At 63.6% G+C, this 23,731-nt stretch carries 24 protein-coding genes; 11 read left to right on the forward strand and 13 right to left on the reverse strand.

What is annotated here, in order from left to right; genetic code table 11:
• Position 1 precedes the first annotated feature (1 nt).
• The 6 genes from bioC to bioB all read right to left on the reverse strand — a co-directional run bounded on the left by bioC (position 2) and on the right by bioB (position 7,485).
• Positions 2 to 904, reverse strand: coding sequence for a malonyl-ACP O-methyltransferase BioC (gene bioC, locus NK214_RS00695; RefSeq protein ID WP_107797792.1), 903 nt, complete (start codon positions 902 to 904; stop codon positions 2 to 4).
• Positions 901 to 1,665 (reverse strand): pimeloyl-ACP methyl ester esterase BioH, encoded by a 765-nt coding sequence (bioH, locus tag NK214_RS00700; RefSeq protein WP_253313536.1) that lies wholly within the window; start codon positions 1,663 to 1,665, stop codon positions 901 to 903. The genes bioC and bioH overlap by 4 nt, the downstream gene beginning before the upstream one ends.
• A 24-nt stretch (positions 1,666 to 1,689) precedes the next feature.
• Positions 1,690 to 2,319, reverse strand: a complete 630-nt coding sequence (locus tag NK214_RS00705; RefSeq protein WP_107797790.1) for a class I SAM-dependent methyltransferase — start codon at positions 2,317 to 2,319, stop codon at positions 1,690 to 1,692.
• Positions 2,309 to 5,158, reverse strand: a complete 2,850-nt coding sequence (locus NK214_RS00710) for an EAL domain-containing protein (protein ID WP_253313537.1) — start codon at positions 5,156 to 5,158, stop codon at positions 2,309 to 2,311. The genes NK214_RS00705 and NK214_RS00710 overlap by 11 nt, the downstream gene beginning before the upstream one ends.
• A gap of 72 nt (positions 5,159 to 5,230) precedes the next feature.
• Positions 5,231 to 6,385 (reverse strand): 8-amino-7-oxononanoate synthase, encoded by a 1,155-nt coding sequence (bioF, locus tag NK214_RS00715; RefSeq protein ID WP_253313538.1) that lies wholly within the window; start codon positions 6,383 to 6,385, stop codon positions 5,231 to 5,233.
• Between the two features lie 116 nt (positions 6,386 to 6,501).
• Positions 6,502 to 7,485: a biotin synthase BioB gene (gene bioB / locus NK214_RS00720; protein ID WP_107797787.1), complete on the reverse strand. Its 984-nt coding sequence runs from the start codon at positions 7,483 to 7,485 to the stop codon at positions 6,502 to 6,504.
• Between the two features lie 144 nt (positions 7,486 to 7,629).
• Between bioB and NK214_RS00725 the strand changes: the two genes are divergently transcribed.
• The 3 genes from NK214_RS00725 (at position 7,630) to NK214_RS00735 (ending at position 9,850) form a co-directional block, all read left to right on the forward strand.
• Entirely contained in the window at positions 7,630 to 8,340 is a 711-nt protein-coding gene (locus NK214_RS00725; protein ID WP_253313539.1) for a ComF family protein, read from the forward strand.
• Positions 8,341 to 8,380: 40 nt separating this feature from the next.
• Entirely contained in the window at positions 8,381 to 8,845 is a 465-nt protein-coding gene (locus NK214_RS00730) for a tRNA (cytidine(34)-2'-O)-methyltransferase (RefSeq protein ID WP_081555202.1), read from the forward strand.
• Positions 8,846 to 8,977: 132 nt separating this feature from the next.
• Positions 8,978 to 9,850, forward strand: coding sequence for a septal ring lytic transglycosylase RlpA family protein (locus NK214_RS00735; RefSeq protein WP_107797786.1), 873 nt, complete (start codon positions 8,978 to 8,980; stop codon positions 9,848 to 9,850).
• 179 nt (positions 9,851 to 10,029) lie between these two features.
• Here the strand turns inward: NK214_RS00735 and yihA are convergent, their stop codons facing one another.
• Positions 10,030 to 10,662 (reverse strand): ribosome biogenesis GTP-binding protein YihA/YsxC, encoded by a 633-nt coding sequence (yihA, locus tag NK214_RS00740; protein ID WP_107797785.1) that lies wholly within the window; start codon positions 10,660 to 10,662, stop codon positions 10,030 to 10,032.
• 91 nt (positions 10,663 to 10,753) lie between these two features.
• On the opposite strand from yihA, the gene NK214_RS00745 reads away from it, so the two are divergent.
• The 6 genes from NK214_RS00745 to NK214_RS00770 all read left to right on the forward strand — a co-directional run bounded on the left by NK214_RS00745 (position 10,754) and on the right by NK214_RS00770 (position 17,182).
• The gene (locus NK214_RS00745) at positions 10,754 to 11,371 is read left to right on the forward strand and encodes a cytochrome c (RefSeq protein WP_107797784.1); all 618 of its coding nucleotides are present in this window, start codon (positions 10,754 to 10,756) and stop codon (positions 11,369 to 11,371) included.
• Between the two features lie 167 nt (positions 11,372 to 11,538).
• On the forward strand, positions 11,539 to 13,557 hold the full coding sequence (locus NK214_RS00750) for a cytochrome c biogenesis protein ResB (protein WP_107797783.1): 2,019 nt from the start codon (positions 11,539 to 11,541) through the stop codon (positions 13,555 to 13,557).
• Positions 13,557 to 14,702, forward strand: coding sequence for a c-type cytochrome biogenesis protein CcsB (ccsB, locus tag NK214_RS00755; protein ID WP_107801571.1), 1,146 nt, complete (start codon positions 13,557 to 13,559; stop codon positions 14,700 to 14,702). The genes NK214_RS00750 and ccsB overlap by 1 nt, the downstream gene beginning before the upstream one ends.
• Positions 14,703 to 14,838: 136 nt before the next feature.
• Positions 14,839 to 16,419 (forward strand): TerC family protein, encoded by a 1,581-nt coding sequence (locus tag NK214_RS00760; protein WP_107797782.1) that lies wholly within the window; start codon positions 14,839 to 14,841, stop codon positions 16,417 to 16,419.
• On the forward strand, positions 16,406 to 16,765 hold the full coding sequence (locus NK214_RS00765) for a GIY-YIG nuclease family protein (protein ID WP_227106440.1): 360 nt from the start codon (positions 16,406 to 16,408) through the stop codon (positions 16,763 to 16,765). The genes NK214_RS00760 and NK214_RS00765 overlap by 14 nt, the downstream gene beginning before the upstream one ends.
• Positions 16,766 to 16,840: 75 nt before the next feature.
• Entirely contained in the window at positions 16,841 to 17,182 is a 342-nt protein-coding gene (locus NK214_RS00770) for a hypothetical protein (protein ID WP_199225780.1), read from the forward strand.
• A gap of 203 nt (positions 17,183 to 17,385) precedes the next feature.
• Here NK214_RS00770 and NK214_RS00775 read toward each other — a convergent pair whose 3' ends face one another.
• The 6 genes from NK214_RS00775 to NK214_RS00800 all read right to left on the reverse strand — a co-directional run bounded on the left by NK214_RS00775 (position 17,386) and on the right by NK214_RS00800 (position 22,884).
• The gene (locus tag NK214_RS00775; RefSeq protein ID WP_253313579.1) at positions 17,386 to 18,120 is read right to left on the reverse strand and encodes an amino acid ABC transporter ATP-binding protein; all 735 of its coding nucleotides are present in this window, start codon (positions 18,118 to 18,120) and stop codon (positions 17,386 to 17,388) included.
• A 5-nt stretch (positions 18,121 to 18,125) separates the two neighbouring features.
• The gene (locus NK214_RS00780) at positions 18,126 to 18,800 is read right to left on the reverse strand and encodes an amino acid ABC transporter permease (protein ID WP_107797779.1); all 675 of its coding nucleotides are present in this window, start codon (positions 18,798 to 18,800) and stop codon (positions 18,126 to 18,128) included.
• On the reverse strand, positions 18,797 to 19,537 hold the full coding sequence (locus tag NK214_RS00785; protein WP_227106438.1) for an amino acid ABC transporter permease: 741 nt from the start codon (positions 19,535 to 19,537) through the stop codon (positions 18,797 to 18,799). Before NK214_RS00785 ends, NK214_RS00780 begins: the two co-directional genes overlap by 4 nt.
• 162 nt (positions 19,538 to 19,699) lie before the next feature.
• Positions 19,700 to 20,605, reverse strand: a complete 906-nt coding sequence (locus NK214_RS00790; RefSeq protein ID WP_019102383.1) for a glutamate/aspartate ABC transporter substrate-binding protein — start codon at positions 20,603 to 20,605, stop codon at positions 19,700 to 19,702.
• A gap of 126 nt (positions 20,606 to 20,731) precedes the next feature.
• Complete coding sequence (rsmA, locus tag NK214_RS00795) at positions 20,732 to 21,529, reverse strand: 16S rRNA (adenine(1518)-N(6)/adenine(1519)-N(6))-dimethyltransferase RsmA (protein WP_227106436.1); 798 nt, start codon at positions 21,527 to 21,529, stop codon at positions 20,732 to 20,734.
• A 176-nt stretch (positions 21,530 to 21,705) separates the two neighbouring features.
• Complete coding sequence (locus NK214_RS00800) at positions 21,706 to 22,884, reverse strand: multidrug effflux MFS transporter (RefSeq protein ID WP_253313540.1); 1,179 nt, start codon at positions 22,882 to 22,884, stop codon at positions 21,706 to 21,708.
• Positions 22,885 to 22,903: 19 nt separating this feature from the next.
• Here NK214_RS00800 and NK214_RS00805 point away from each other — a divergent pair, with 19 nt between their 5' ends.
• Positions 22,904 to 23,059 carry a hypothetical protein gene (locus tag NK214_RS00805; protein ID WP_158274200.1) on the forward strand — a complete coding sequence of 52 codons (156 nt, stop codon included), beginning with the start codon at positions 22,904 to 22,906 and terminating at the stop codon, positions 23,057 to 23,059.
• Between the two features lie 73 nt (positions 23,060 to 23,132).
• Positions 23,133 to 23,729: a nucleoside triphosphate pyrophosphatase gene (locus NK214_RS00810; protein WP_107797774.1), complete on the forward strand. Its 597-nt coding sequence runs from the start codon at positions 23,133 to 23,135 to the stop codon at positions 23,727 to 23,729.
• The last annotated feature ends 2 nt before the right edge of the window (positions 23,730 to 23,731 follow it).

Consider the following 23,731-nt stretch of genomic DNA (forward strand, 5'->3'; position numbering starts at 1 on the left):
CTTAGTCCGGCCGCTTCTTGACGAACTCGATCACCTGGCGGCCGTCCTCGCTGAATTTGGCCAGCTTCTTGTCGCCGCCCTTCCAGGCGTGGCCGTACACCACCTCGTAGGTGGCCGGCAGCTTGCCGTCGCGGCGCAGGCTCTCGTAGGCCGCCTCCACCCGCTGCCAGGCGTGCTTGCCCATCAGGCCGCGGCCACGGCCGCTGGTGGCGTTGTGCGCGCCGATGGCTTTCAGGTCCGCCATCACCTCGCGGGCGCGGCCGTAGGTCAGCACGATTTTTTCCATGTCCATCACCGGCTCGGCGAAACCGGCCCGCATCAGCGCGTCGCCCAGATCATGCATGTCGATGAACTGGTTGACGTGGGTGGCGCGGTCCACGCCGGCGAAAGCGCCGCGCAGCTCATGCAGGGTGTCCGGGCCCAGGGTGGAAAACATCAGCATGCCTTCGGGCTTCAACACGCGGCGGAATTCGGCGAACACGCTGTCCGGCACATTGACCCACTGGATGGTGAGGCTGGACCAAATCATGTCCACGCTGGCGTCGGCCAGCGGCAGGCGCTCGACGTCGGCCACCACCTGCCACGGCAGGCTGGGGCGGAACAGTTTCTTCAACAGGCCGTCGCCGCTTTGCTGCTTGGCGCGCGAGGCTTGCAGCATCGCCTGCGCCAGATCCAGCTCCACCACGCGCGCGTCCGGGTAGCGGGCGCGCAGCTGGGCCGAGCCGTAGCCGGTGCCGGCGCCGGCGTCCAGCACCACTTGCGGCTGAAACTTGATGTAGTCCAGCCGCTCGGACATCCGGTCGGAGACTTCGCGCTGCAAGACCGCGGCGGAGTCGTAACTGGCGGCGGCCTTTTCGAACGAGGCGCGCACTCGCGCCTTGTCGGTGTAAAACGCTTCAGTCATGCATGGGCTTCCAAATGCTGGGCAAGCGCGGCGACGAATTCGGCTTCGTGCGACAGAAACGGCGCGTGCGACGCTTGCGGAAATTCATAAAGCCGGGCGTCGCCCAGCGCGTCGGCCAGCCAACGGCCGGCGCCTATCGGGGTGATGGCGTCGCGAGCGCCGTAGAACAGGCCCGCCGGGCAGTGAATGCGTCCGACCAGCGCGCGCGCGTCCGCCGTCAGCAGCAGTTCCAGCGCCGGCAACAGGCCTTGCGGCCTGCCGTGGGCGAACAAGTCCGCGCGCAAGGCCTTCAGCGTGTCGCGCGCCGACGGCGCGCCCATCATCTGCAAGGCGAGAAAGCGCTCCAGCGTCTGTTCGAAGGCGCCGTCCAGGCTGGCGGCCACCGCTTCGATGGACTTGCGCTCCTGCGCGTGCGGCCAGCTGTCGTCGCGCACGAAGCGCGGGCTGGTCGCCACCAAGGCCAGGCTCTTGATCTTGTCCGGATGGCGAGCGGCCCAGTGCTGGGCGATCAAACCGCCCAGCGACCAGCCCACCAATTGCAGCGGCAATGGAAAGGCCTGGTCCAGCAGATCGGCCACCGCGTCGGCGTCGAAGGAGGCCAGCGGAGCGGAAGCGCCGTGACCGGGAAGGTCGACCAGATGCACGCAATGACTGGCGGCCAAGCGCGCCGCCACGCGGCTGAACACGCCGCCATGCAGGCCCCAGCCGTGCAACAGGACCACGTCCGGGCCTTGGCCCAGCGTTTCAACAAACAGACTCATGGACGACCAGATGGGGTGAAACCTTCATTTTCGCAAGATCGCGATGCGAAAGAAACCACCTAGTCCGGCATCTTCGTCATGAACCTTGCTCAAACGACAAGCCGCCAGGATATCTTCCAGCCGGCGGTTGATATCGGTGGCGATCGCCCGCGACAGCAGATTGCCGGCGCTGCGCAATAAGGACGGCCGCCGGCCGTCGGGCAGGAATTTGTCGAACACCGCCGCCCGGCCGCCGGGCTTGAGCACGCGCTCCACTTCGCGGATGCAGGCTTGCGGGTCCGGCACCACCGCCAGCGCCAGATGCAAGACCACCGCGTCGAAGCTGGCGTCGGGAAAATCCAGCGCCTGCGCGTCCATCACCCTGGCGTCCACCGCCATGCCCAACGCCGCGGCATGGGCGCTCAGCCGCTCCAGCATGCCGTCCGAGATGTCGATGGCGGCCACATGTCGGCAACGCACCATGAAATCCAGATCCAGGCCGGTGCCGGCCGCCACCAGCAGGATGCGCTCCTCCGGCTGCGGGTTGAGCAGGGCGATGGAGCGGCGCCGGCGCGCGGCGAAGGCCTGCGCCACCCGGTCGTAGACCGGCGCGTACAGATTGTAGCGCCAGCGGTTGAACGCCAGCGGCCAACGCCGCCATCCGCTAGCGCTCACTCTGGAACTCCTGCCGGAAGCGGGCCAGCCGCTCCCAGTCCACGCCCTCCGCCGGCGCCGGGGCGGCGAAGTAGAAACCCTGCAGCTTGCCGCAGCCCATTTTTTTGAGCATGGCCAGCTGGGCGGCGGTCTCCACGCCCTCGGCCACCACCTCCAGATCCAGCGCCTTGGCCAGCGCCAGGATGGCGCGCACAATGGCCGCCGACTCCTGGGTGCGGTCAAGATCGAAGACGAAGGACTGGTCTATCTTCAGCACGTCGAAACGATAGCGGTGCAGATAGGACAGCGCCGAATAGCCGGTGCCGAAGTCGTCCAGCGCCAGCCTCACGCCCAGTTCATGCAGCGCGTGCATCACGGTGGCGGCGATTTCCGGCTGATCGATCAGCGCGCTCTCGGTGATTTCCAGGTGCAGCGTCGCCGGCGGCAGCCGGTAATGCCGGATGCGCTCTCCTATCCAGGCCGCCAGTTCCGGATCGTGGAAATGGGCCGAGGACAGATTGATGTGCAAGGCCACCTCCGGCCCCACCCGGCCCTGAACGCTCCACGCGCTCAATTGGGCGCAGGCCGCGTTCAGCATATAGCGGTCCAGCCGGGTGATCAGCCCGCTTTCCTCGGCGATGGGTAAAAACAGGCCGGGCGAAATCAGGCCGCGCTGCGGGTGCTGCCAGCGGGCCAAGGCCTCGAAGCCCACCAGCTCGCCACTGTCGCCGTCGATGAAGGGCTGGAAATACGGCTGCAGCTGCCCCTCCTCCTCCAGCGCGCGCCGCAGTTCGCTCTCCATCGCCAGCTGGTCCGCCTGATTGATGCGCAACTCGTGGTTGAACAGGGTATAGCCCTGCCGCCCTTGCTGTTTGGTGCAATACATCGCGTGGTCGGCGTCGCGCAGCAGATCGTCGGCCTTGTGGTAATGCTCATGGTCCGCCAGCACCACGCCGACGCTGGCGGTGGAGAACACCTCCCGCCCCGCCAGGATCACCGGCCGTTCGAACTCGCTAACGATGCGCTGGGCGATGCGCTCGCAGTCGCCGCCGCCGTCCATGCCGAACATCAGCACCGCGAATTCGTCGCCGCCCAGCCGCGCCAGGAAATCGTAATGACGCAGGCAGGAGCGGATGCGCGCGCCGGCCTCGAACAAGAGGTGGTCGCCGGCCAGATGGCCCAGGGTGTCGTTGACCAGCTTGAAGCGGTCCAGATCGATGAACAGCACCGCGAAGCGTTCGCCGCCGCCATTCGCATACGCCTCCCAGGCCCGGCGCAAAGCCTTGGAAAAATAGCTGCGGTTGGGCAGCTTGGTCAGCGGATCGTGCAGGCTGTCGAACTCCAGCTGGGCGTTGACCGCGTCCAGCTCGCTGGTGCGCTCGCGCACCCGCTGTTCCAGTTCCACATAAGCGGTTTGCAGGCTCTCCAGCGCCTTGACCCGGGTCAGCGCCGCGCCGATGTGGTTGGCGACGAACTCCAGCACTTCTTGATCGCGGAAGTTGTAGACCACGTCGTCTTCATAGCTTTGCACCGCCAGCACGCCCAGAAGATCGGTGCCGCAATACAGGGGCACGCCCAGCCAGCTCTTGGGCCGGGGCAGTTCTTCGTCGGCGTCCGGCTGGCGATTCTGTTGCGAATAGGGGTCGATCAACAAGGGCCGGCCGCTGTGCAGCACCTGTTCGACGAAACCCTTGCCCGGCCGGTGCGGCTTGAGCGGCGGCGCGTATTCGTCTGCGCAATAGGGGAAGCTGATGCAATCCTCGGTCTGGTCGTACAAGGCCACCAGGCAATTGCGCGCCGGCACCATCTCGGCCAGCAAGCGGTGCAGGCCGCCGAGAAAGGCCTCCAGCGACAAGCTGGTATTGGACAGTTCCGCGATCCGGAACAAGGCGCCCTGGAAACGCTCGGCGCGCTTGCGCTCGGCCACCTCGGCGCGCAGCCTCGCGTTGGCGCCCTCCAGCTCGCTGGTGCGCAGCCAGACCTGACGCTCCAGCTGGCTGCGGTGCAAGACTCGCTCCAGCACGAAGCCGACATGGCGGGCGGCGAACAGAAACAACTGCTGCTCGGCCGAGGTCAGCGGCGTTTGATCCTCGTACAGCTGCAGCACCACCGCGCCGATGACATGGCCGCCGGCATTGGCCAGCGGCGCGCCCATCCAGCTGGCCGGCAACAGCCCCTGCCGGCTCAGGCCCTCCTGCTGGCACACTTCCAACAGGCGCTCCCGGCTCAACACCACTGGCTTGCCGCCGCGTATCAACCAGGCGGTCAGGGACTGGGCGTGGCCGCTCAGCGGGAAAATGGCGTCGCTGGCGGGCGGCGCGGGATCGCGCTGGTCAATGTAGAAGGGAAAGTGGATGACCTGGGCTTCATCGTCGTACAGGGCGATGTAGAAGTTGCTGGCGTCCATCAGCCGCATCATCTGCCGGTGCAGGCCGGGCAATACCTGATCGATGGTGCCACACTCTTCGGCCAGCTGAGAAATATCGAACAAGGCCTCGTTGGCCTCGCGCGAGGCCACCTGCTCCGCGCCCAGTCGCGCGCACAGCAGATGGGCGCACAGCAAGGCGGCGGATGGATTCAACGCCGGACCGGCGTCGCCGCGCCACACCAGCCAACCCAGCACTTGCTCGCCGGCGCGCAAAGGCATCGCCTCGCAGCCGGCATCCAGCCTGTCCCCGCTCGCCAGCGCTTCCGCGCCGGGCAAGGCGTCGGCGTCGCCCAGCGCGGCCAAAAGCTGCCAAGCCGCCCCCAGCTGCCGCCAGACCGCGGCAACGCGCACCCCTCCCTGCTCTTGCAGCAGAGACAGCGCCATAGCGGCGGCCTGCTCTGGCGTCGCCAGATATTCAGCCATGCTCTTCATGTGATTATCGTAGTATGAGTTAGCTGGAAAATCCGGCCATGCCGGCGCGCCCCTCCCCATGGGCGCGTCGGCTCAGGACGCCACGGCGTGCTGAATACAGGACAGCAGGCGCTGCAAGTGTTCCGGCTGGTGCATGGCCGACAAGGACAGACGCAAGCGCGCCGTCCCTGCGGCCACCGTGGGTGGGCGGATCGCCGGCACCCACAAACCCTGGTCGCGCAGACGGGCGGCCAAGGCCAACGCCTGTTCATCGCCGCCTATGATAAGTGGCTGAATCGGCGTTCGGGAAGCCCCTGCGGAGTATTTGGACTCGGATAGTCCGGATTTGATGATTGCTATCGATTCGCGCAAGCGCGCGCGCCGCTCGTCGGCCTCGGCAATCAGGCGCAGGCTGGCCAAGATCGCACAGGCCAGCGCCGGCGGCTGGGAAGTGGTGTAGATATAGCTGCGGGCCGCATTGATCAGCCATTCCACCAGATCAGCGCCGCCGGCGATGAAGGCGCCGGCCACGCCGGCGGCTTTGCCCAGGGTCGCCATGTAAATCAGGCGCGGGCTAGACAGGCCGTGCTCGGCCAGCGCGCCGCGGCCCTCGCCCAGCACGCCGAAACCATGGGCGTCGTCCACGTACAGCCAGGCCTCGTAACGCTCGGCCAGCGCCAAAAGCGCGGGCAGCGGCGCTTCGTCGCCGTCCATGCTGTACACCGACTCCACCGCGATCAGCTTGGTTTTGGCGTCGGACTCGGCCAGCAAGCGCTCCAGCTGCGTCAAATCGTTGTGATGGAAGCGTTTGAACTCGGCGCGGCTCAGCCTACAGGCGTCGTTCAGCGAGGCGTGGTTCAGCCGGTCGGCGAACACCGCGTCGCCGCGATCCAGCAAGCTGCTGACAATCGCCAGATTGGCCGCGTAGCCGGAGCCGAACAATAATGCCGCCGGCTGGCCGACGAATTCCGCCAGCGCCTCCTCGGCTTCTTGCTGCACGCTGAAGTGGCCGGCCAGCAGATGCGATGAACCGCCGCCCACTCCCCAACGCTCTAGGCCCTGCTGCGCGGCGCGCACCAGGGCCGGATGATCGGCCAGCCCGAGGTAATCGTTGCTGGCGAAAGAAACATAGGAACGTCCGTCCACCACCACTTCAACCCCCTGCGGGCTGTCGACGACCGCGCGTTGGCGGCGGCGGTGGGTGGCGGAAAGATCCATCAGGGCGGCAGGCAGGTCTTGAAGGCGCATATCGGCTCGAAATATCCCGTGTAAAGGGCTTGGTGGAAACCGGCCTCGCCGTCCGCCCAAGCTATTCCTTATATATACATTTTTTACATCGCCCGCGAATCCGCCGCCCAAACCGCTCAAAGCGGCGTCAGATCAAGCTTTTCCAGCAAGAGCCGGTCGGCGTCCACCTCGGGGTTGCCGGTGGTCAACAGCTTGTCCCCGTAGAAGATGGAATTGGCCCCGGCCAGGAAGCACAAAGCCTGCGTGGACTCATCCATTTCACGGCGTCCGGCGGACAATCGCACATAGGTTTTGGGCATCACGATGCGGGCCACCGCGATGGTGCGCACAAACTCGGTCCAGTCCAGCGGCGCGGCGCCTTCCAGCGGCGTGCCCTCAACCTTGACCAGCTTGTTGATAGGCACCGATTCCGGTTGCGGCTCAAGATTCGCTAGCTGTGCAATCAGACCTGCGCGATCGTTGCGGGTTTCATTCATGCCAACAATACCACCGCAGCACACCGACAGACCGGCGCTGCGTACTTTTCCCAAAGTGTCGAGGCGGTCTTCGTAGTCGCGCGTGGCAATGATATCGGAATATTTGTCCGGCGAGGTGTCCAGATTGTGATTGTAATAATCCAGGCCCGCCGCCTTCAGTTTTTCCGCCTGGCCTCCCTTCAGCAAACCGAAAGTGGCGCAGGTTTCCAGGCCCAAGGCTTTGACTTCCTTGACCATTTCCAAAGTTTTCTCCAAGTCCGCGTCCTTGGGGCCGCGCCAGGCCGCGCCCATGCAAAAGCGGCTGGCGCCGTTGGCCTTGGCCGCGCGCGCGGCGCTCAAAACTTCATCAACCGTCAACATCGGCTGATTGGGCACCGGGGTGTCGTGATGCGCCGATTGCGGACAGTAGCCACAGTCCTCCGGACAGCCGCCGGTCTTGATGGAAATCAGCGTGGACAGCTGCACTTTGGCGGGGTCGAAAAACTGACGATGAATCTCGGCCGCGCGAAACACCAGCTCCATGAAGGGCAGCGCCAGCAGGGTTTCGATTTCCGCCACAGTCCAGCTGGGAGACTCCGGGTGCGGGGTGGCGGAAGGCTTGAATTCGATAGCGGAAGAATGCATGGTCTATCCTGGCTGTGGTCGCTGTCCGGCGATGGAAGACCTTGATCAGGCAAGGATAATTCCGGCTTGCGCCGTCAGGACCGTCAGAGTGCCACGCCCGGCCGGGCGTGGGGCGAATCAGCGCATCTTGCTGGGGAGGGCGCCATGCTGTCAAACCTGACAAGCCTCATAATTGACAAGTGCACAATATTTAATCAACCCTGCTGGCTCTGCGGGGATTGGCGGGCAAGCCGGGGTTTCTGCGCCGACTGCCGCCGCCGGCTGCCGGCGCTGCCGTCAGCGCAATGCGCGCGCTGCGCCGAACCCCTGCCGGTTTCCGGCCTGTGCGGCCAATGCCAACGCCGCCCGCCCGCCTTCGACGCGCTGTACGCGCCCTACTGCTTCGACTACCCGCTCGTCGCGCTGATCCACGCCTTCAAATACGGAAAACAGCTGCAGATGGGCGCGGCGCTTAGCGGCCTGCTCGCCGATTTCGCCCGTCCGCGCCGCCAAGACTATCACCTTGTCATTCCCGTTCCACTGGCAAAAGAACGACTTGCCGAGCGCGGTTTCAATCAAAGTCATGAGTTGGCAAAAGCATTCGCTGCTACAATGGCGAGCCGTTTGAGCGCCGAGGTTTGTTGGCGAAAATACAACACTCCGTCCCAGGCCTCGCTCGGGCGCGCCGAACGCCGGAAAAACCTCCGCCATGCTTTCGGCGTAAATTGCCGCTGTGACGGGCTTTCCATCGCCATTGTCGATGACGTCGCCACCAGCGGCGCCACCCTGTCGGCGCTGGCCGAAATTTTGAAAAAACAGGGGGCAAAACGGGTCGATGGCTGGGTGCTCGCCAGGGCCTTTTCTCCTAAAACTTGACCAAGATTTTGATTCTTTGGAACAATCCAGGCTGCCAACGATGTTCACTGTAATTCTTTTTCAGCCGGAAATACCGCCCAACACGGGCAATGTGATTCGTTTATGTGCCAACACCGGCTGTGAACTGCATCTGGTCAAACCCATGGGCTTCCCTTTGGAGGACGCCAAGCTGCGACGCGCGGGACTCGATTACCACGAGTACGCTCGCGTAGTGGTTCATGAGGATTGGGCGGCTTGTCAAGAGACTTTGCGCGGACGGCGTATTTTCGCCGCCACCACCAAGGGCTCCGAGCGCCATGACCGGATATCCTATCAACCTGGGGACGTTTTTTTGTTCGGTCCCGAATCCCGCGGTCTGCCGCCTGAAGTGCTGGAGTCTTTGCCTCCGCAGCAGAGGATTCGTTTGCCGATGCGTCCAGAATCAAGAAGTCTCAATCTTTCGAACGCGGTCGCGGTGACGGTGTTCGAGGCTTGGCGACAGCTCGATTTCGCAGGGGGAAGCTGAAGCGGTTCGCAGATCGGCCCAACAAGGGACTCTGGAAAGCCTGGACTTGGCGCTTGCAAGCAAGCGCGAAGCGCCGACGTTGAAACGGCGCGCCAAGGTTTTGCAGTGGTTCCGACAGCATAAGGGAGATCTATGCAATCAGTACTCCGATGGCTGTGGCTTGTGTTCGTCAGTCTCGTACTCGTGGCCTGTTCCACCGTGAAGACGGCCAGCGCCACCAACCAGTCGGCGTCCTCGTCGACCGGCAACAAGAAAACCGTTGCCAAGAATGGAGCTTATTTCCAGAACGATGGTCCCGCGGACCATATCCCGGTCAACCTGAACCTGGTGCCGGACGCCGTGCCGCAGGAAGAGCCGCTGATCAAGTCGGCCAATCTGCCCTACACGGCGCTGGGGATGAGCTTCCGTCCCGACACGCGCGAAAAGCCCTATCAAGCCACGGGCCGCGCCTCCTGGTACGGCAAGCAGTTCCACGGCCGCAAGACGTCCTCCGGCGAGAAATACGATATGTTCGCCATGACCGCCGCCCATCCTACGCTGCCGATCCCGAGCTACGCCCGGGTCACCAATCTGAACAACGGCAAATCCGTGGTGGTGCGCGTCAATGACCGCGGCCCCTTCCACAAGAGCCGCCTGATGGACCTGTCCTACGCGGCGGCCTACCGCCTGGGCTTCATCAAGCAAGGCAGCGCCAAGATCGCCATCGAACGCGTATGGCCGGACGCCGGCGGCGAGAACATCGCCAGCACCCGTCCCGTCAACACCGCGCGACGCGTAGAAGACACGCCCAAGTATCTGCAACTGGGCAGCTTCTCCAAACTGTCCAACGCCGAGGCGATGGTGCAGAAAATGCTGGGCGAGATGGACGACAAGTACGAGTCCAAACTTGGCATCGTGAATCAGGAAGGCGTCTACAAAGTGCGCCTGGGGCCTTTCCGCTCCAGCGACGCGGTGCGCAACGCCGCCGAGAACCTGCACGTAGAGACCGTAGTCACCAGCTTGTAAGCCATCAAGCCGGGTTCATGACAAAGGCGAAGGAGAAATCTCCTTCGCCTTTTTCGTTTCCGCCGCCGATAAAAAACCCCGGCAAGCTGCTGCCGGGGTAAGCCTGATCAATCCAGGCCCCGCTCAGGGAGGCAAGCGGGAGGTGTTGGCCACCTGCTTGTTTAGGTGCGGGCCTGTTCCTAAAGTTCCGGCGGCGCGGCCTCGTCCGCGGCCGGCTGTCCCATGTACTGCTCGAACCAGCCGTTCACCACCCGCTCCACGTCCTCTACCCCGCTTTTCTTCAGGCTGGAGAACATCTGCACGCTGACGTCCGGATAGTCTTTCAGCTCGCTCTTGACCAGGGCCAGCACCTTGGATTGCTCCTGGCGCGACAGTTTGTCGGCTTTGGACAACAGGATATGCACCGGTCGCCGGTTCACCCGGAAGAACTCCAGCATCTTGCGGTCCAGCTCTTTCAAAGGATGGCGCGCGTCCATGATCAACAGCAGACCGATCAGGCTCTGGCGCGACTGCAGATAGCGTCCCAGCAGTTCCACCCAGTGCGCGCGAACTGCTTCAGGCACCTCGGCATAGCCATAACCGGGCAAATCGACTAGAAAACATTCGTTACCCAGCTCAAAAAAATTGATGTGCTGGGTGCGGCCCGGCGTCTTGGACACCCGCGCCAGGCGGCCGTGATTGGCCAATGTGTTGATGGCGCTGGACTTGCCGGCATTGGAGCGCCCCACGAAAGCGACCTCCGCTCGGGTAGGCGGCAAGTCCTTCATGTGGTTGACGGTGGTATAAAATCGGGCGTTTTGAAAAGTCGACATAGTAGTAAGGGTGAAATCAGTTGGTATAGAATAGCAGGTTTGAAATTGCCACTTTTACAGATATTTAGGGATAGCCCCTAAAGGAGCGACCATGAAACGTATGATGCTGTTGGCGATGGCGGCTGCAACCCTGGCCGGAAACGCGTTGGCGGCTGCGCCGGTAGCCGTCAAGGCGGACCCGGTGAAGGCCAAACAGATCGTAGAAACGGTTTGCGCGGCTTGCCACGGCACTGACGGCAACAGCGTAGCCGCGGCCAACCCCACGCTGGCGGGTCAGAACGCGCACTATCTGTACACCCAGTTGAAGGCGTTCAAGGCCGGCGTGCGCAAGGACCCGACCATGCTGGGTATGGCCTCCATGTTGTCCGAGGACGATATGCGCAATGTCGCCGCCTACTACAGCGAGCAAAAGCCGAAGGACCGCGAAGCCTCCGACAAGGCGCAAATGCCGCTGGGCGCCAAGATTTACCGCGTCGGCAACGCCGGCACTCAGGTTCCCGCCTGTATGTCCTGCCACGGTCCCGCCGGCAAGGGCCTGCCCGACCAGTATCCGCGTCTGGGCAGCCAGCACGCCGGCTACATCGTCAAGCAGCTGAACGAATTCAAGGGCGGAGCGAACCGCAAGAACGGCCCGATGCAGGACATCGCCAATCGCATGAGCGACGCCGAAATGAAAGCGGTGGCCGAATACATTTCCGGCTTGCGCTAAGCGTTGAGCAGCCCGGCCGCACCGGCCGAGCCTGACGGCCCCTCAGGGGCCGCCCCTGCGGGGGCTCCGCCGCCCGCGCTCCGGGGCGCGCCGGCAACTTTGCCCGGCACGCCGGCTCAAAAGGGAAGACCCGTCCACGGGCTTTCCTTTTTGCACTTTACGCCACTATGAAAAAAACTAGCCGCAACAGCCTGGCTCACGCCTGGTATGAGTTGCTCAGTTCGATGCGATTCGCCATCGGCCTGCTGACCATCTTGGCCATCGCCTCGGTGATCGGGACGGTTCTGAAACAGAACGAACCCTATCCCAACTACGCTTTCGAGTTCGGGCAATTCTGGTTTCAAGCGTTTGAATGGCTAGGCTTGTACGACGTCTACCATTCGGCGTGGTTCCTCACCATCCTCACCTTCCTGGTGCTGTCCACCAGCTTGTGCATTCTGCGCAACGGTCCCGGCTTCATCAAGGACATGCGCGCCTACCGCGAAAAAGCCTCCGACAACTCCCTGGCGGCGATGAAGCACAGCGTCAGCTTCCAGGCCGAAGGCTTCGACGCCGACGCCGCGCGCGCCTATTTGCAGGCGCAAGGCTTCCGCCTCAAGGAGCAGCCTCGCGCCGACGGCGGCCTGGTGCTGGCGGCCAAGAAGGGCGCGGCCGGCAAGCTCGGTTATTTCTTCGCCCACATCGCGCTGGTGGTGATCTGCATCGGCGGCCTGCTGGACGGCAACCTGCCGCTGAAAATCGGCGAGCTCACCGGCCGCGTGGTGCCGGAGACCCGCGACGTGCCGCAAAACCAGATTCCGGCGGCCAGCCGGCTGGGCTCGAACAATCTGTCCTTCCGCGGCAACGTCACCATCGCGGAGAACAAGAGCGCCGACGTCACCTTCCTCAACGCCGGCAACGGCTATCTGGTGCAGGAACTGCCCTTCATCATCACCCTGAAGAAGTTCCACGTCGATTACTACAGCAACGGCATGCCCAAGCTGTTCGCCAGCGACATCGTGGTCACCGACAAGGCCAGCGGCAAAACCACCGAGGCCACGGTCAAGGTCAACCACCCGCTGATCGTCGACGGCATCGCCATCTACCAGTCCAGCTTCGGCGACGGCGCGTCCCCGCTCAAGTTCAAGGCCTGGAATCTGGCCGCGCCGCAAGCGCGTCCGACCGAGATTCCGGCGGTGTCGATGTCCAGCCAGCCGCTGAAAGCCAACGGCAAGGACTACACGCTGGAAGTGGGCGAGCTGCGCGTCTTCAATATCGAAAACATCGGCAAGCCGCAGGAAGGCCAGCGCACGCTGTCGCAGCGCATGCACGACGCGCGCGAGGTCAAACAGGACAAGCAGCTGAAAAACCAGGGCCCGTCGATCAGCTTCAAGCTGCGCGACGCCCAGGGCCAGGCGGTGGAGTTCATGCATTATATGGCGCCCATCCAGCAGGACGGCGCCAGCTATATGATGGCCGGCGTGCGCAAGACCGTGGCCGAACCGTTCCAGTACGTGCGCATCCCCTTGGACGAGGAGATGAGCGTGGAGCGCTTCATGCGCCTGCGCGCCGCCTTGCTGGACCCGGCGCGTTACGATGAGATCGCCCGCCGCGCCGCGCACAAGGCGCTGAAAGGCGACGCCATCAGCCCGGCGATGCAGCAGCAGTTCACCGACAGCGTCAAATGGGTGCTGGCGCGCTTTGGCGACAGCGGCTTCGTCGGCCTGGAGAAATTCCTGGACGACCGCGTGCCGCAGGACAAGCGCCAGGCGGTGGCGCAAACCTATATCAAGATCCTGCAAGGCGCGGTGGTGGACGTGATGTCGGTGGCCGACGAAAAAGCCGGCCTGCCGCCGATGAAGCTGGACAGCGAGCATTACCGCTTCTTGCTGGACAGCCTGGTGGCGGCCAGCTCGCTGCACGACTACGGCGCGCCGGTCTTCCTGCAGCTGGAAGGCTTCGAGCAGGTGCAGGCCTCCGGACTGCAACTGACCCGCTCGCCCGGCAAGACCTTGGTCTATCTGGGCTCGGTGCTGCTGGTTTTCGGCATCATCCTGATGTTCTATGTGCGCGAGCTGCGCCTGTGGGTGCGCGTCAACGGTTCCAAAGTACGGGTCGCGATGACGTCAAACCGGCATAATCGCGATCTGGACGGCGACTTTGCGCGCCATACTCAACTTATCAAACAGCTGGTACGAGGTGCATGATGGAACTGGCCCACGCTTCTTTCTCGCGGCAGCCGCTACTGAAACGGCTGACCCCGGCCGACTGGCTCTACGCGCTGCTGGTGCTGGCCGCCGCCGGCTACAGCTACGCGCTGTACAACCATTACATGGACGGCTACGAACAGGCCATCCTGGCCGGCTCCGCGCTGGGACTGATCGGCCTGGGCTGGTTCTGGAAAGCCTGGCGCTGGTTCTTCCCGCTGGCCGGCTGTATCTCGCTGCTGGCGATCCAGGTGTATCAGCACGAGCTGGCGCGCGGCCAGACCGCCTTCCTGCTCAAATACATGCTGTCCAGCCAATCCTCCATCATGTGGATGTGCACGCTGTTCTTCCTGGCCGCCTTCTCGTATTGGGCCGGCTTGCTGACCCGCTCCGACACGCTGAACCGCATGGGCAGCGGCCTGACCTGGGCCGCGTCGGTCATGGGTCTCGCCGGCCTGTTCACCCGCTGGTACGAAAGCTATCTGATCAGCCCGGACATCGGCCACATCCCGGTCTCCAACCTCTACGAAGTCTTCGTGCTGTTCACGCTGATCACCGCGCTGATGTATCTGTACTACGAGGCCAAGTACGCGGCGCGCCAGATGGGCGCCTTCGTGCTGCTGGTGATCTGCGCCTCGGTCGGCTTCATCCTGTGGTACACCTTCGACCGCCAGGCCCATGAGATCCAGCCGCTGATCCCGGCGCTGCAATCCTGGTGGATGAAGATACACGTGCCGGCCAACTTCGTCGGCTACGGCGCCTTCGCCATCGCAGCCATGCTCGGCATCGCCGAACTGCTGGCGCTGAAGGGCTGGCTCAAGGACAAGCTGCCGCCGGCCGAAGTGCTGGACGAGGTGATGTACAAGGCCATCGCCGTCGGCTTCCTGTTCTTCACCATCGCCACCATTCTGGGCGCGATGTGGGCCGCCGACGCCTGGGGCGGTTACTGGAGCTGGGACCCGAAGGAAACCTGGGCCTTGATCGTGTGGCTGAACTACGCCGCCTGGCTGCATATCCGCCTGGTCAAGGGCTGGCGCGGCGCGCCGCTGGCATGGTGGGCGGTGGTGGGCTTGTTCGTCACCAGCTTCGCCTTCCTCGGCGTCAATATGTTCCTGGCCGGCCTGCATTCCTACGGCGGCTTGTAAACCGCCTCCCGAGCCACCCCGCCTCGGCGGGGTTTTTTCTTGCCGCCGCGGCCGGGCGCAATGGATTTTTGTTAATCGCGCCCCGACTGTGCTATTTTTACCCCGTTTTTATCTATAAGGAATCTTCGTTTTCATCATGGACGTTTCGTGGCTGTCTGACCCTTCCGCCTGGCTTGGCCTCCTCACGCTGATCATCCTGGAGGTGGTGCTGGGCGTTGACAACCTGATCTTCGTCGCCATCCTGGCGGAAAAGCTCCCCCCGCACCAACGCGACCGCGCCCGCATCACCGGCCTGTCGCTCGCCCTGATTATGCGTCTCGTGCTGCTGGCCAGCATCTCCTGGCTGGTGACGCTGACCTCGCCGCTGTTCCATGTGCTCAGCCAGCCCTTCTCCGGGCGCGATCTCATCATGCTGGGCGGCGGTGTATTCCTGTTGTTCAAAGCCACCACGGAACTGCACGAACGCCTGGAAGGCGTGGATGAAGTGAAGAGCAACGGCCAGAAGGCTTACGCCGCCTTCGGCACCGTCGTCGCCCAGATTCTGGTGCTGGACGCGGTATTCTCCATCGACTCGGTAGTCACCGCCATCGGCATGGCCGAACACCTGCCGGTGATGATGCTGGCCGTCATCGTCGCCATGCTGATGATGATCGCCGCCAGCAAACCGCTGACCGCCTTCGTCAACGCCCACCCCACCGTGGTGATGCTGTGTCTGGGCTTCCTGCTGATGATCGGCTTCAGCCTGGTGGCGGAAGGCTTCGGCTTCCATATTCCCAAGGGCTATCTGTACGCGGCCATCGGCTTCTCGGTGCTGATTGAAGCCTTCAACCAGGTGTCGCAGGCCAATCGCATCCGCTACCTGAACCGCAACCAGTCCTTGCGTGAACGCACCGCCAACGCGGTGCTCAGCCTGATGGGCAGCAAGCTGACCAGCCCCAGCGCCGACGAAGGCAAGGTGGAGGACAGCAAGGACGCCGAGCCGCAGGAAGCTTTCGCCCAGAACGAACGCGCGATGATACACAGCGTGCTGACCCTGGCCGAGCGGCCGATCCGCGTGATCGCCACGCCGCGCGCCGACGTGCACCGCCTGGACCTGAGCCAGAGCCAGGACGCGCAGCGCAAAGTGCTGCGCGACAGTCCTTACTCTCGACTGGTGGTGATCAAGGACGGCAGCATCGACGAGCCTCAAGGCATCGTCGCGCGCAAGGACTTGCTGACCCAGTTGCTGGACGGCGGCGACATGAATATCGACGCCGCGCTGCGCCAGCCGCTGGTGCTGCCGGAAACCGTCACCGTGCTCAAGGCGCTGGAGAGCTTCCGCCAGCACTCGGCGGACATGGCCTTCGTGGTCAACGAGTTCGGCAGCCTGGAAGGCATCGTCACCCAGAAGGACTTGATGGAGGCGATCGCCGGCGAGTTTCCGGAGGAACACGAGCGTCACGAACTGCCGGCCATCGTGCCGCAGGCCGACGGCAGCTTCGACGTGGAAGGCAGCCTGGAACTGGTGACGCTGGAGCAGCACATCGTGCTGGGCGACTTCGAAGACGAAGACTTCCACACCGTGGCCGGCCTGCTGATGGACTGCCTGGAGCGCATTCCGCGCGAAGGCGATGAAATCACCGTCGGCGAATGGAAGCTGCGCGTCACCGTGCAAAAGGGCAACCGCACCGAACGGGTGCTGATCAGCCCGCTGGCCAATCTGGATGCCAGCATCTAAATCCGCCGACGCGCGGGACACGCAGGGCCGGGCTTCCCCCCGGCCCTGGTTTTTATATGTGCTGCGCTGCCGCGACGGCGCGCTCTACACCGGCGTCACCACCGACGTGGCGCGCCGCTACGCCCAGCACGCCGCCGGCAAGGGCGCGCGCTACACCCGGCTCAACCCGCCGCAGGCGCTGGCCCTGGTGCTGGTCTGCGCAGGCCGCTCCGAGGCGCTGAAGGCCGAATACGCGTTCAAGCGGCTGGACCGCGCCGCCAAACTGGATTTTCTGAACCGCCATGCGCCCGCGGACGGAGATTTCTTAGTTTTCATGTCTAAGCCCGCCGCGGGCAACACAGATTAAACAGCCTTAACAAACACTTGCCCTGCCCCCTTCTAGGATGACATCTGGCAATCATTGCCATCCCAGGAGATCAAGATGAAAACGAACGCTCGCCCCCTGCTGCTGACCGGCCTGCTCGCCGCCAGCCTATTGCTCGCCGCCCAGGCCCGGGCCGAATCCGAATGGCAGAAGGAGCATCCGCGCCGCGAGGAAGTCAATCAGCGCCTGCATCATCAGGACCGCCGCATTCACCGCGAACTGAAGGAAGGCAAGATCAGCCGCGACGAAGCGCGCAAGCTGCACGGCGAAGACCGCGACATCCGCCAGCAGGAGCAGGACATGGCCAAACTCGATCACGGCCACATCACCAAGCAGGAGCAAAAAACGCTGAATCAGGAGGAGAACCAGGTCAGCCAACAGATCAAGAACGGCAACTGATCGCGCCGTCCAAACGAAAAGCCCGCCAAACGGCGGGCTTTTACTTTGACCAGAACCTGACTTAGAACCTGTTTACGATCTGCTTCGCATCGGCGATACGGCGTTGAAACCGAGCTCAAAATGCTCATGTACCCGTGTACATTCCGCTTTTTCTCTCGTTTTCGCCTTGTCTCGCCTTAGCTCGCGGGATCGTGAATAGGTTCTTAGTGCTGCAAGATCTTGGACAGGAAGTGACGGGCGCGCTCGGAACGGCCGTCCAGATTGCCGAAGAACTCGTCCTTGTCGCAATCCTCCACGATATGGCCCTGGTCCATGAAGATCACGCGATTGGCCACGCGGCGGGCAAAGCCCATCTCGTGAGTCACGCACATCATGGTCATGCCCTCGTGCGCCAGCTCGGTCATCACGTCCAGCACCTCGTTGATCATCTCCGGGTCCAGCGCACTGGTCGGCTCGTCGAACAGCATCGCGATCGGATCCATCGCCAGCGCGCGCGCAATCGCCACCCGCTGCTGCTGGCCGCCGGACAGCTGGCTGGGAAACTTGTCGGCATGCGCCTTCAGTCCCACCCGGTCCAGCAATTTCAAGCCCTTGTCGCGCGCCTCGTCCTGGCTGCGGCCCAGCACCTTGACCTGGGCGATGGCCAGATTCTCGGTAATGGACAGATGCGGGAACAGTTCGAAGTGCTGGAACACCATGCCCACGCGGCTGCGCAGCTTGGGCAGATCGGTCTTGGGCGCCCCCACCGAAATGCCGTCGACGATGATCTCGCCCTTCTGGAACGGCTCCAGCGCGTTCACGCACTTGATCAGGGTGGATTTGCCGGAGCCGGACGGCCCGCACACCACCACCACCTCACCCTTGGCGACCTGGGTGGAGCAATCGGTCAGGACCTGGAACTGGCCATACCATTTGCTGACTTGCTTCAGGGAAATCATTGCGCTCATACAGCCAACCTCTTTTGCATACGCTTCACCAGCCGCGAAGCGCCGAAACTGATCACGAAATAGACTGCGCCGGCAAACAGCAGGAACTCATGCGGCAAGCCGACGACGTCGCCCTTGGAGCGGGCGGTGTTGAGAAAATCCATCAAGCCGACAGCGTACACCAGCGAAGTGTCCTGGAACAGGATGATGGACTGTTGCAGCAAGAGCGGCGTCATCTTGCGAAAGGCCTGCGGCAGGATCACCAGACGCATCACCTGGCCGTAATTCATGCCCAGCGCGTAGGCGGCACCGGCCTGTCCCTTGGGAATGGCCTGGATGCCGGCGCGGACGATCTCGGAGAAATACGCCGCCTCGAACATCACGAAGGCCACCAGGCAGGAAGTGAACGCCCCCACCGGCTCGAAATTGCCGGTGATCCAGTTCAGCAACAGCGGCACCACCAGGTAGAACCAGGAGATCACCAGCAATAGCGGAATCGAACGGAAGTAATTGACGTAGAACTTGGCCAACGGCGCCAGCACCCGGTTGTCGGACAGCCTGGCCAGCGCCAGCAGAGTGCCCAGCACCACGCCGCCCACCACCGCCATCACCAGCAGCTTCAGCGTCAGCTGCATGCCCTGCCACAGTCCCGGCAAGGCCGGGCCGATCTGGCTGAAATCGAAATCCATCATTTGCCCCCCATCATGCCGGGAATGCGCACCCGCTGTTCAATCCAGGCCATCAGCGTCATCAGGCTCATATTGAGCACAAAATAGATGATGGTGGCCAAGGTAAAGGCCTCGAAGATGTTGGCGGAGAACTCCGCGGTCTGCTTGGTCTGCGCCAGCAGTTCCATCAGGCCGATCAGCGAGGCCACCGAGGAGTTCTTGAAAATATTCAGAAACTCGCTGGTCAGCGGCGGAATGATGATGCGGAAAGCCTGCGGCAGCAACACGTGGCGATAGGTTTGCGCCAGGGAGAAACCCATGGCCAGCGAAGCGTTGCGCTGCCCCAGCGGCAAGGCTTCGATGCCGGTGCGCACCTGTTCGCACACCCGCGCCGCGGTGAACAGCCCCAGACACACCACCACCGACAAGAAGGCGGATGTGGCCGGCGCCAGGTCCTGCTTGAACCAGGTCTGCGCGCCCTCGGGCAGCAGGTCCGGGATCAGGAAGTACCAGACGAATAATTGCACCAGCAAGGGCACATTGCGGAACAACTCGACATAGGCGGCGGCGATGCCGGCCACCCAGCGATTCGGCACCGTGCGCATCACGCCCAGCACCGAGCCCAAGGCCAGGGCGATCGCCCAGCCGGCCAGCGCCACGGCGATGGTCCAGCCCAGGCCGGTGACGAACCAGTTCAGATAGATCTCGCTACCCACCCCGGTGGACTTGAAAAACACCATCCAGTCCCAGTGGTAATTCATGCTTCACTCCCACAACGCCAGCCCGCCGGGCGCGCTCATGCGCAGGCGGGCCGCGGCCGGCGCAAACGCCCGGCCACACACAAAGAAAGCGGGTACGGCCGCGCGCCCCGGGCTCCGCGCCAGACAGCGGGGAGGACGGGGCGGCGGCGCGCCAACCGCGACTTACATCTGCTCGGCAGACTTGTCGGTCGGCTTGGCGATCAGCTCCTTGAATTCATCGGACATCGGGAAGTTCAGGTTCAGGCCCTTGGGCGGCACCGGGCTGGTGAACCACTTGGCGTAGATCTTGTTGACCTCGCCGGACTTGAAGGTGTTGCTCAGCGCGGCGTCCACCACCTTCTTGAAGGCGGGGTCTTCCTTGCGCATCATGCAGCCGTAGATCTCGTAGGACTGGGCCTTGCCGGTCACCACCCAGTTGGCCGGGCTCTTGGCCTTGGCCATCTCGCCGTAGAGCAGCGCGTCGTCCATCATGAACGCCGCGGCGCGGCCGGACTCCAGCATCAGGAAGGATTCGCCGTGATCCTTGGCCGAGATGATGTTCATGCCCAGCTTCTTGTCGGCGTTCATCGCCTTGATCAGGCGCTCGGAGGTGGTGCCGGCGGTGGTCACCACGTTCTTGCCCTTCAGATCCGGAAAGTCCTTGATGCCCGAGGTCTTGGCGGTCAGCAAACGGGTGCCGATCTCGAAGATGCCCACCGAGAACGCCACTTGCTTCTGACGCTCCACGTTATTGGTGGTGGAGCCGCACTCCAGGTCCACGGTGCCGTTCTGCACCAGCGGGATGCGGGTCTGCGAGGTCACCAGATTGTACTTGACCTGCAGGTTGGGCATTTTCAGCTCTTTTTTCACCTGCTCGACCACTTTGTTGGCCAAGTCCACCGAGTAGCCCACCGGCTTCTGGTTGTTGTCGTAGTAGGAAAACGGAATGGACGCGTCGCGGTTGCCCAGGACGATCACGCCGGAATCCTTGATCTTCTTCAGGGTGCCGGTCAGTTCGGCTGCCATGGCCGGAGCGGCGCAGAAGGCGCCCAGAGTGGCGGCACAGATCAGGGTGGAGCGAATACGCATGAAGTTTCTCCTTTTTCACTTCCTGTGATAGACAGCCCCCGCCGACAAGGACGGGGACGGACGACTCTTTGTAGTGCGGCGGGCGCTGAACGCCCGCTCGTATTTTTTTACGTTGCCAAAGCCCCGTTACTGACGTTTGGCCTTGTGGCCTTTCGCGCTCAGATAATTGGCCAGTCGGACGTAATCCTCCACCGGCAGATTCTCCGGCCGCAATCCGGGGTCCATTTCCAGCGCGGCGAAGCCGTCCGCGTCCAGCAGGCCCTTCAGATTGTTCTTCAGCGTCTTGCGCCGCTGCGAGAACGCCGTGGTCACCACCTGCTCCAGCAGAAGCTCGTCGCTGGCCACGCCGCAGCGGCCCGGCGCCGGAATCATCCGCACCACGGCGGAATCCACCTTCGGCGGCGGCCAGAACGCTTCCGGCGGCACGTGCAGGATATTCTCCATTTCAAAACGGTACTGCAACATCACCGTCAGCCGGCCGTAATCGGCGGTGGACGGCTCCGCCACCATGCGTTCAATCACCTCTTTTTGCAACATGAAATGCATGTCGGTGACTTTCTGTCCGTAAGTGGCCAGATGGAACAGCAAGGGCGTGGAAATATTGTAGGGCAGATTGCCGACGATCTTCAGCTTGCCCTCCGCCACGGAGGCGAAGTCGAAGGCCAGCGCGTCGCCGGCGTGGATGCTCAGGCGCTCGGCCGGAAACTCCTTTTGCAGGCGGCTGATGATGTCGCGGTCGATCTCCACCACGTGCAAGTGCTTGAGCGCCGCCAGCAGCGGCTTGGTGATCGCGCCCAGGCCGGGACCGATTTCAATGACGACGTCGTCCGGCTGCGGGTTCACCGCATGCACGATGTTGGCGATGACGCTGGCGTCTTGCAGGAAATTCTGGCCGAAACGCTTGCGCGGAATATGTTTGTTCATGAAATCTGCTAATCAGTGCAAAGAACGGAGAAGCGCCGGGTGATTTGCCGCCGCGCCTCATTGTCGAAGTCAACTCTCAAATTTGGGCCAATTGTCTGCCGATTGTAGGCTGCCCGACAAGAGCTAAAGCCGGACCCGCGCCACAAATCTCACAATACATGCCAAACGCTTGAAAATCAGTGAGGATTTTCCCGAATCGCCGCCGCGGGCCGGGTCAGCCAGCGGCACAGGCCGGCCAGCAGCAGGACCGTCGCGCCCAGCGCCCATTCGCCCGGCAAGGGCAGCGCCGCGAGCCCCGCCGACACGCCGGCGGCGAACAGCATCTGACCGCAGCCCAGCAAGGCGGCGGCGCGGCCGGCGCCCTGGGAAAACGGCGCCATGGCCATGCCGCTGGCCGGCCCCAGCGTCCAGGCGAAGCCCACGCTCAGCACGCCGATCGGCAACATATAATGCCAAGCGCCCGGCTGGCCGGACAGCGCCAGCAGCAATACGCCGGCCAGCAACATGATGTTGAGGCCGTAACGCAACATCGCCTTCTGGCCGAAGCGACCGATCAGCTTCAGACCCAGGAAGCTGGCCGCCATCACCAAGAGAGCGTTGCCGCCGAACAGCAGGCCGAAGGTGGTGCTGTCCACCCCGCCGCGCTCGATCAGCACCGCCGGCGCCAGCGTCACATAGCTGACGATCAAGGCCAGCGCCGCGCAGCAGCAAGCGCCGTAACGGCGCAGCGCCGGCGTCGCCAGCACCTGGCGCATGCCCATCGCCGGGCCGGCGGCGCTGGAAGCCGCGGGCCGGGTTTCCGGCATTTTCCAGGCCAGCCACGCCGCCGCCAGCACCGCGCTGCCGGCCAGCGCCAGAAAGCAGGACTGCCAGCCCCAGCGCGCGGTCAGCCAGCCGCCCAGCAAGGGCGCCATCGCCGGCACCACGTTCAGCGCGGCGTTGAGCAGGCTGTAGCGCTGGGCCGCCGCGTTGCCGGAGAAGCAATCGCGCACCAGGGTGAACGCGCACACCGAGCTGGCGCTGGCGCCCAGGCCTTGCAGCGCGCGCAGGCCCAGGAAACCGCCCAGGCTGTCGCTGCGGCTGGCCAGATAGGCCGCCGCCGCATACAGCAGCAGGCCGCCCAGGGCCACCGGCTTGCGGCCGATCCGGTCCGCCAGCGGGCCGAACAGCAACTGCCCCAGCCCCAGGCTGAAGATGAACACGCTGAGGCTGATCGCGACGTCGGCCTGGAAATGCCGCTGCATCGCCGGCATCGCCGACAGGTAAAGATCGATGCCCAAGGGATTGAACAGGATCAACAGAATAGCCGCCAAAGTGGCGGCGCGGGCAAACGGGGAAACGCTGGACTTGGGCATCGGGGTATGACGACAGGAGATGGGGAAGCAAGCCGCCATGATACCGGGCAGCGCGCTCCGCCGCAGCAGGCCGCCGGAAAAAAACCCGTCCGCGCGCCGCTTCCACGCCTTTAAAAACAGGAAATTGACGCCATTTGAATGGGAGCTTGCCGGCCTGAAAACGCCCGGCGTCTGATGGATTCGATGGTTGCGGCATCACGCGTCTGGTAACCTAGACGACGACCGAAAGAACAAATGAGCAGACTATCATGACCGCAAATGACACCCGGATTTACCTGTCTTCCGGCAGCCCGCGCCGCCGCGAAATTCTGGAACAGTTGGGCATGCACCTGGAGCGCATCCACGCCGACATCGACGAATCGGTGCGGCCCGGCGAGTCCGCCGTCGCCTATACCGAACGGCTGGCGCTGTCCAAGGCCGAGGCCGGCTGGCAGGTGGTGGAGTCTTGCGGACTGCCGTCCCGGCCCTTGCTGGCCGCCGACACCACGGTGGCGATGGACGGCGAAATCTTCGGCAAGCCGGAAAACGCCGACGACGCCCGCCGCATGCTGCGCGCCTTCTCCGGCCGCGGCCATCAGGCCATCACCAGCGTGGCGGTGCGCGAAGGCGAACAAGTCAGACTCAAGACCTCGGTGACCGAGGTCTTCTTCCGTCCGCTCAGCGAGCAGGACATCGAGCGCTATCTGGACAGCGGCGAGCCTTTCGACAAGGCCGGCGCTTACGGCATCCAGGGCAAGGCCGGCGTCTTCGTCGAGCGCATCCACGGCAGCCACAGCGGCGTGATGGGCCTGCCTATCTTCGAAACCGCGGCGCTGCTGAGCGAATTCGGCTTTCAGTTTCCATGAGC

The sequence above is a fragment of the Chromobacterium sp. S0633 genome, from assembly GCF_024158805.1.
GTDB lineage: Bacteria > Pseudomonadota > Gammaproteobacteria > Burkholderiales > Chromobacteriaceae > Chromobacterium.